This window comes from Shinella granuli (assembly GCF_004341885.1).
Taxonomy (GTDB): domain Bacteria; phylum Pseudomonadota; class Alphaproteobacteria; order Rhizobiales; family Rhizobiaceae; genus Shinella; species Shinella granuli.
Genome location: NZ_SLVX01000022.1, coordinates 100,867 through 108,412, shown reverse-complemented (window position 1 = coordinate 108,412; position 7,546 = coordinate 100,867). Strand labels below are relative to the sequence as shown.

General features: G+C 66.0%; 8 protein-coding genes. All 8 read left to right on the top strand.

From position 1 onward, the window contains the following. Positions 1 to 119: 119 nt before the first annotated feature. The 8 genes from EV665_RS25500 (at position 120) to EV665_RS25465 (ending at position 7,396) form a co-directional block, all read left to right on the top strand. The gene (locus EV665_RS25500; protein ID WP_245507827.1) at positions 120 to 659 is read left to right on the top strand and encodes a Gfo/Idh/MocA family oxidoreductase; all 540 of its coding nucleotides are present in this window, start codon (positions 120 to 122) and stop codon (positions 657 to 659) included. A gap of 15 nt (positions 660 to 674) precedes the next feature. Beyond that, complete coding sequence (locus EV665_RS25495; protein ID WP_133036209.1) at positions 675 to 1,769, top strand: mannitol dehydrogenase family protein; 1,095 nt, start codon at positions 675 to 677, stop codon at positions 1,767 to 1,769. A gap of 232 nt (positions 1,770 to 2,001) precedes the next feature. Beyond that, entirely contained in the window at positions 2,002 to 2,589 is a 588-nt protein-coding gene (locus EV665_RS25490; RefSeq protein WP_133036208.1) for a thioredoxin family protein, read from the top strand. Positions 2,590 to 2,626: 37 nt separating this feature from the next. Beyond that, on the top strand, positions 2,627 to 4,252 hold the full coding sequence (locus EV665_RS25485) for an FAD-binding protein (RefSeq protein ID WP_133036207.1): 1,626 nt from the start codon (positions 2,627 to 2,629) through the stop codon (positions 4,250 to 4,252). 2 nt (positions 4,253 to 4,254) lie between these two features. After that, positions 4,255 to 4,584, top strand: coding sequence for a 4Fe-4S dicluster domain-containing protein (locus tag EV665_RS25480; protein ID WP_133036206.1), 330 nt, complete (start codon positions 4,255 to 4,257; stop codon positions 4,582 to 4,584). A 13-nt stretch (positions 4,585 to 4,597) separates the two neighbouring features. Next, positions 4,598 to 5,434 carry an ABC transporter ATP-binding protein gene (locus EV665_RS25475; RefSeq protein ID WP_133036205.1) on the top strand — a complete coding sequence of 279 codons (837 nt, stop codon included), beginning with the start codon at positions 4,598 to 4,600 and terminating at the stop codon, positions 5,432 to 5,434. Positions 5,435 to 5,445: 11 nt separating this feature from the next. Next, complete coding sequence (locus EV665_RS25470) at positions 5,446 to 6,309, top strand: ABC transporter permease (RefSeq protein ID WP_133036204.1); 864 nt, start codon at positions 5,446 to 5,448, stop codon at positions 6,307 to 6,309. A gap of 52 nt (positions 6,310 to 6,361) precedes the next feature. Continuing rightward, entirely contained in the window at positions 6,362 to 7,396 is a 1,035-nt protein-coding gene (locus EV665_RS25465; protein ID WP_133036203.1) for an aliphatic sulfonate ABC transporter substrate-binding protein, read from the top strand. The last annotated feature ends 150 nt before the right edge of the window (positions 7,397 to 7,546 follow it).

Here is a 7,546-nt window from a genome sequence, read left to right as displayed (position 1 = left end):
TCAGGCCGCTACGGCGCGAAACATCCATCCTCGCAGCGTGATCACCATACGTTCTCAAAAGTCGGACAGATTCAACACTTTCGTGTCGTGACGCCGTCTACGGCCTCACCGGCTACTACATGACGGCGCCCGGCTATTTCGCCGGCAATGTCGATTATACCGGCTTCTTCCTGCACCATTGCGTGCACTACATGGACCTCGTCTCCTTCCTCGTCTCGCCGGTCACCAGGCTGACGGCCCGCAAGGTGGAGAAGGATCGCGGCAAGGTGCTCTTCCACGTGCATTTCGATTTCGAATGCGGCGCGATCGGCACGATCGCCATGGGCACGGCGCAATCGCGCGGCGCGCCGGTCGAGCGCCTGGAGATCATGGGCGACCATCAGCGCATCGAGGTCGACAACGTCATCGAAGTGCGCTGGAACCGCAACCCGCCCTTCAAGGTCGACGATCCGGCGGCAACGCTCGACGATGCGGTCGACACGCTGACCTGGAAACCCAACTTCACCGCCGCCGCCAACGAAGACCCGAAGGGCTATCATTCGCTGCTCGCCGACGTTGTCCCCGCGCTCACGGGCAGGCAAACGCCGGCACCGACCATCCGTGACGGCGTCGTCGCCATGGAGCGGCTGGAAACCCTGCGGCGCGAACTCGCGCTTTGACGATCGGATCGCACCATGAAGACGCCCGTCATCCAGTTCGGAACCAGCCGGTTTCTGCAGGCCCATGCCGATCTCTTCCTGTCGGAGGGAGAGCCGGAGCGGGCGATCACCGTCGTGCAGACTTCCGGCGACGCGGCACGCAGCCATCGGCTTGCCGCGCTCGCCGCACCGGAGGGATATCCGGTGCGGGTCCGGGGGCTCAAGGACGGCCGCCCCGTTGATGAGGTGATGACCGTCATCTCCGTCAGGCGCGGGCTTTCCGCCGCGCGTGACTGGCCGGAGGTGGTGCGGGTCTTCGTCGAGGAGGCGGCGTTCGTTCTCTCCAATACCGGCGATGCCGGCTACCAGGGCCGGCCGGAGGACGCATCGGCCACCTATCATCCATCGATGAGCTTCCCCGCGAAACTCTTCCACCTGCTCGCCGCCCGTCATGCCGCGGGCGGTGCATCGATCGTCATCCTGCCGATGGAGCTGGTCGTCGACAACGGCAAGGCGTTGAAGGCCGCCGTGCTGGCGGTGGCGCGCCGGCAGACAGGGGATGTTGGGCTGCTGTCCTATATCGAAAACGATGTGGTCTGGGTGAACAGCCTCGTTGATCGCATCGTGTCCGAGCCCATCGAACCGGCCGGGGCGGTCGCGGAACCCTATGCGCTCTGGGCGATCGAGAAGGGGCCGGGCGTCGTCGCACCGTGCCGGCATCCGGCCATCCAGCTGGTCGACGATCTGAAGCAGATCGAGCGACTGAAGCTGCATATCCTCAATCTCGGCCACACGGTTCTCGTCGATATCTGGCAGCAACAGGGGGGCGGCGGCGATCCGGTCGTGCGCGAATTCATCGCCCGGCCCGCGGTCGAGGAGGCTTTGACGGCGATCTACCGGCAGGAGGTGCTGCCGGTCTTTGCCCGGCTGCCGGGGGGTGACGGGGCGGAGGATTACCTTGCCATCACGCTCGAGCGTTTCGCCAATCCCTTCCTGAACCACAGGCTTGCCGATATCGCGCAGAACCACGTCCAGAAGGTGGAGCGCCGCATCGGTGCGTTCCTCGATCTTGCCAAGCCCTTCGGTCTGCCGCAGCCGCGCCTTGCGGCGATCGTGGCCGGGGCAGGCTGATCGGGGCCGGTCCTGCCGGTGTTGCGTGTGGGAATGCCGGAAACGACGATCCCGGCAGGCGGCGAACTCACGTCCGGTAATAGCGGCGGTCAAAGAGACGGAAAAAATTCCCGTATGCCGGGGATTGGACGCGAACAATATCTCCGCGGGCAGAGATTTATGGCAATCTATTGCCTATAAAATCTATATATTATGTCATCTAATGATCCTGTTGGCTTGCCAGGAGGATACCATGCCGAAAACCGAATCCAACCCCATCACGCTTGGAACCCGCGCGCCGGACTTCGTTCTGTCCGATGCGAACGGCGCCGAGTTCAGCCTCAAGGACTTCGCGGACAGTCCGGCGTTGCTTGTCGCCTTCATCTCGAACCGCTGCCCCTTCGTGGTGCTGATCCGCGAGGCGCTGGCGCAGTTCGCGCGCGACTATGCGGGGCAGGGACTTGCCGTCGTCGCGATCAACAGCAACGACGCGGAGGCCCATCCGGAAGAAACGCTCGAAAGGCTCGGCATCGAAGCGAAGACCTACGGCTACGATTTCCCCTATCTGAAGGATGAAACGCAGAACGTTGCCAAGGCCTATGGCGCGGCCTGCACGCCGGACTTCTTCCTTTACGACGGCGAGCGCCGGCTGGCCTATCACGGTCAGTTCGACGATGCCCGTCCGGGCAACGGCAAGGACGTGACCGGCGTGGACCTGCGCGCGGCCGTCGAGGCGGTGCTGAAGGGGAGCCCCGCGGCTGCGGCGCAGGTTCCCTCCATCGGCTGCAACATCAAGTGGACCGCCGGCAACGAGCCTTCCTGGTTCTCGACCGCCGCCTGAGCCGATACCCGCATCCCTCGCACGAAACCGGAGCATCATGGCATCGCATCGCAAGGAACGGCCCGCCGAAGAGGGGCGTCTTATCGAGACGGACGTGCTTGTCGTCGGCGGCGGTCCCGCCGCCGGCTGGGCGGCGCTGTCGGCCGCCGAGGCCGGCGCCCGCGTCGTCCTGGCCGACAAGGGCTATCATGGCACGAGCGGTGCCACGGCGCCGTCGAACACGGGGACCTGGTGCGTTCCGCCGGGCGAGGGGCGGGCGGCTTCCGTCGAGCAGCGTTTCAAGCGCACGGCCGGCCTTGCCGACCGCCGCTGGATGCTGCGCGCCGCCGACCAGGCCTACGAGAACCTCCAGAAGCTGGTGGAATGGGGCTATCCCTTCCCGAGCGAGGAGGATGGCAGCCTTTATATCGCCAATCTGCGCGGGCCGGATTACATGCGCTTCCTGCGCCAGCGCGTGCAGAAGGCCGGCGTCACGATCCTCGATCATCATCCCATCCTCGAACTGCTCGGCGACGACGACCGGGTCGCCGGCGCCGCAGGGCTTGCGCGCCGCAACGGGGCGAGCTTCCAGGTCCTGGCGGGGGCCGTGGTTCTGGCCACGGGCGGCTGCGCCTTTTTCGAACGCATCCTCGGCGGCACGGGGCTGACGGGCGATGGCTACCTCTTCGCCGCGGAGGCCGGCGCGTCGCTGTCCGGCATGGAGTTCACCGGCAAGTATACGCTCGCTCCCCATGGCTCGTCGCTGAACAAGGGCCTGCCCTTCCGCTGGGCCACCTTCTACGGCGCGGACGGCGAGGTGCTGCGCAACGCCCGCGGCGAGCCGGTGACGAACGGCATCGGCGGCGGCGAGCGACAGGTGGCGGAAGCGCTGCTGGCCGGCCCGGTCTATGCCCGGCTCGACCTTGCCGAACCCGCCATGCAGGACTGGCTGCGACGCGGCCAGCCGAACTGTTTCCAGCCCTATGAGCGCATGGGCATCAATCCCTTCACGGACCTCTTCCGTGTCGATCTCAAATATGAGGGCACGGTGCGCGGCACCGGCGGCATCCGCATCGTCTCCTCCGATTGCGGCACCGGCATTGCCGGCCTCTATGCCGCCGGTGACGCGGCGAGCCGCGAGTACGTGACCGGCGGCATTTCCGGCGGCGGCGCGATCAACGCCTCCTGGGCGATCGCCAGCGGCTGGTGGGCCGGCCACGGCGCGGCCCGGCACGCCCACCGCCGGCAGGGCCGCGATGGAAGCCGCCTGCGCCCGCTCGGCACGACGGGTCTTCGCGGCACGGCCGGTCCTGCCGTCGATCTTGCCGCCGCCGCCCGCACGGTGCACGACGAGATCGCACCGCTCGACAAGAGTTATTGGCGCACGTCGGCAACGCTTGAAGCGAGCGGCAGGGTGCTGGAAGACCTCTGGTCCCGGCTGAACGAGGCGCCGACAGCCACCGGCATCGAGCGCCTGCAGGCCCGCGAGGTCGCCGCCGTCACCGCCAGCGCCCGCTGGACGGTCGCCGCTGCGGCGCTGCGCACCGAAAGCCGCGGCGTGCATCGCCGGCGTGATTTCCCGGGCGAGAGCGACGCGCAGGCGAGCCGCATCATCGTTTCCGGCCTCGACCGGGTGACGGCGGTGCGCGAGACCCTTGCCCTCGAAACGGCGCAGGAGGGCTAAGCATGATCGAAGTCATCTCGGCCGACCGCTGCATCCGCTGCGACATCTGCGAGCGCATCTGTCCGGCCTTCGTCTTCGACCGGGACGAGACGGGGCTTCCCGTCATCGCCCGGCAGGACGACTGCCAGACCTGTTTCCTCTGCGAAATCTACTGCCCGACCGATGCGCTCTACGTCGCCGAACAGGCGGATGGCCCGACCGGCATCACCGAGCCCGACGTCCTCGAGCGCGACCTCTTCGGTGCCTATGCCCGCGCACTCGGCTGGAACCGCGGCCGCGCCGGGGGAACACGGAATGACCCGACCCGCCACATCCGCGTGGCGCAGGTCTGAAAAGGAGATATCCATGGAACGCATCGCCGTCAGCGCCGTGCGCAAGTCGTTCAACCTGAAGCCCGGCCAGACCGTGACCGTCGACGGCGTCACGTCCAGCCGCATTGCGGTGCTGGACGGCGTCGACCTCACCATTGACAGCGGCGAGTTCATCACGCTGGTCGGCCCGTCGGGCAGCGGCAAGTCGGTGCTGCTCGACGTGATCGCCGGGCTGACCGAGGCGACGTCGGGTGTCGCCCGCATCGACGGCGTCGAGGTCGTGAAGCCCCATGCCCGCACGGCCTATGTCTTCCAGCAATATGCGCTCTTTCCCTGGCGTACGGCCCTACAGAATGTCGAATACGCGCTGGAAGTGCGGGGCGTTCCCGCGACCGAGCGGCGCGAGCGGGCGAAGGATTTCCTGCATCTCTTCGGCCTCAAGGGCTTCGAGGACCGTTTCCCCTCGCAGCTTTCGGGCGGCATGCAGCAGCGCGTGGCGATCGCCCGGGCGCTTTCCACCGATCCGCAGGTCCTCCTGATGGACGAGCCCTTCGCCGCGCTCGACGCGCAGACGCGCGATATCCTGCAGAGCGAGCTCCTACGCATCTGGGAGCAGATCAAGACGACGGTTGTCTTCGTCACCCACTCCATCGACGAGGCGATCTATCTTGCCGACCGCGTCGTGGTGATGACCGCCCGGCCGGCGAGCGTGAAGGAGATCGTCAAGATCGACCTGCCGCGCCCGCGCGATCTCGAAATCCGCAACAGCGAGGCCTTCAACGCCTATCGCGGCCGCGTCTGGGAAAGCCTGCGCGACGAAGTCGGCAAGGCCCAGCGCGACTGGACCCTTGCTTCCACCTACGCCAATTGAGGGAGGATCCGATGAGCCTTATCGCCGACCGCAACCTGCCGCTCCGCAACACCTTTTCATTGCGCCGCAAGCGCACCCCTTCCAAGGCGCCGAGCGCTTTCAGCGAGACCGTCTCCACCATCACGCTCGGCCTGCCGGCGCTCGTCGCCTTCGCGCTGCTCTGGGAGATCGCGCCGCGCGCCGGCTGGATCAACGCGCTGTTCTTCCCGCCGCTGAGCCAGGTGCTCGCAGTGCTCTGGGAGATGATCGTCTCCGGCCAGCTTGCCGATCATATCGGCATCAGCCTGCAGCGCGCCGCGATCGGCTTCCTGCTTGCCGTCGTCACCGCCGTGCCGCTCGGCTTCCTGATGGGGCGCTATTCGCTGTTCGAGAAGGCCTCCGACTTCCTCGTCCAGACGCTGCGCAACACCTCGCAATTCGCGCTGCTGCCGGTCTTCATCCTGGTGCTCGGCATCGGCGAGGCCTCCAAGATCGCCATCACCTTCTATGCCGCGGTGTTCTTCCTGCTGATCAACACGATCGTCGGGGTGAAGTCCGTCGATCCGCTGCTCGTCAAGGCGGCGCGCTCCATGGGCACCTCGGACTGGGATCTCTTCAAGAAGGTGATCTTCCCCTCCGCCATTCCCTCGATCGTCGCCGGCGCCCGGCTCGGGGTGAAGACCTCGCTCTTCTCGGTGATCGCCGCCGAGATGCTCGCCGCCCAGTCCGGCATCGGCTACCTCATCCAGAATTCGTCGCTGATGCTGGAAACCGACCGCATGTATGCCGGCATCCTGACGCTGACGATCATCGGCCTCCTGCTCAACTACCTGCTCGTCGCCGGCGAACGGCGCGCGACGCACTGGCGCGGCAGCGGCGAAAGCGGCCCGAACTAATCCCGATCGCATTGCTTCCTCAATCAACGGCCTATTCCGAAAGGACCCATCCATGACATCGTTTTCCATCCGTCCGCTGCGCCGGACGCTCCTGAAAATCGCGCTCGCGCTGTCGATCCTGCCCGTTGCAGGCCTTGCGCCGGCCTCTGCCGACGAGGCGAAACCCGACGTCATCCGCATCGGCTCCACCGCGCCGGGCCACCTGAAGTTCATCCTCTACCGCAACAAGAAGCTGCTGGAGGACGAGTTCGCTAAGGACGGCATCAAGATCGAGCTGACCACCTTCGACGGCGGCTCGGCGGCGACCGTCGCCCTCGGCTCCGGCGCCATCGACTTCACCTATATCGGCAATAACCCTTCGCTGCGCCTTGCGGCCACCGGCGCCGATGTGAAGCTCGTCGGCCTGTCGAGCTGGAACCGTTCCAACGAGACGCAGATCGTCGTGAAGCCGGATTCGCCGATCCAGAAGATCGAGGACCTCAAGGGCAAGAAGGTCGCCTATCTCGCCGGCACGGTGCGCCACTCGACTTTCGCCAAGGCGCTGAAGACGGTGGGCCTCTCGATCAATGACGTGGAAAGCCTCAACCTCGGCATCGAGAGCTCCGGCCCGGCCCTTTCGCGCGGCGACGTCGATGCGGTGGTCGAAAGCACCGGCCCCGTGCAGAAGCTGGTCGAGGAAGGCGAGGCCCGGGTGATCTTCGATGCCGGCGTTTCCGGCAGCCCGGAATGGGCCGTGCCGCATCTCCTCAGCGTCAACGGCGATTTCGCCCGCAAATATCCCGACATCGTGACGCGTCTGCTGGCCGTCGATATCGCGGCGGCGCGCTGGACCGATGCCAATCCGGAGGAGACGATCGCGATTTTCGTCAAGGAAACCGGCAACAGCGACAATGCGGTGCGCGCGACCTATCCGGACGGCAAGTTCTTCCAGGATCCGCAGATCACCGATGAGGCGGTGCGTGCGCTTCAGGGCGAGGAGGCCTTCATGGCCGATGCCGGCCTCCTGAAGGGCAAGGTGAACTACGACACCTGGATCGACCGCTCCTTCTACGACGCGGCCATCAAAAAGGTGGATGCCAGCAACTGATTTTCGGGCGTTTCCGCTTTCTCCGGATCGCGGAAACGCTCTGTCCTTTCATCTCAGCGTAAATCCGGCAAAACCGCTTCGCGCTTTTGCCGGATTTGCTCTATAGGACGGGACGGCGGCGTTCGAACGTCGTCGCCCGTTTTGCGATTG

Excerpts from the sequence above, each read along its gene's own strand:
- EV665_RS25500 (WP_245507827.1), top strand. The coding sequence starts at position 120 with ATGACGGCGCCCGGCTATTTCGCCGGCAATGTCGATTATACCGGCTTC.
- EV665_RS25495 (WP_133036209.1), top strand. The coding sequence starts at position 675 with ATGAAGACGCCCGTCATCCAGTTCGGAACCAGCCGGTTTCTGCAGGCC.
- EV665_RS25490 (WP_133036208.1), top strand. The coding sequence starts at position 2,002 with ATGCCGAAAACCGAATCCAACCCCATCACGCTTGGAACCCGCGCGCCG.
- EV665_RS25485 (WP_133036207.1), top strand. The coding sequence starts at position 2,627 with ATGGCATCGCATCGCAAGGAACGGCCCGCCGAAGAGGGGCGTCTTATC.
- EV665_RS25480 (WP_133036206.1), top strand. The coding sequence starts at position 4,255 with ATGATCGAAGTCATCTCGGCCGACCGCTGCATCCGCTGCGACATCTGC.
- EV665_RS25475 (WP_133036205.1), top strand. The coding sequence starts at position 4,598 with ATGGAACGCATCGCCGTCAGCGCCGTGCGCAAGTCGTTCAACCTGAAG.
- EV665_RS25470 (WP_133036204.1), top strand. The coding sequence starts at position 5,446 with ATGAGCCTTATCGCCGACCGCAACCTGCCGCTCCGCAACACCTTTTCA.
- EV665_RS25465 (WP_133036203.1), top strand. The coding sequence starts at position 6,362 with ATGACATCGTTTTCCATCCGTCCGCTGCGCCGGACGCTCCTGAAAATC.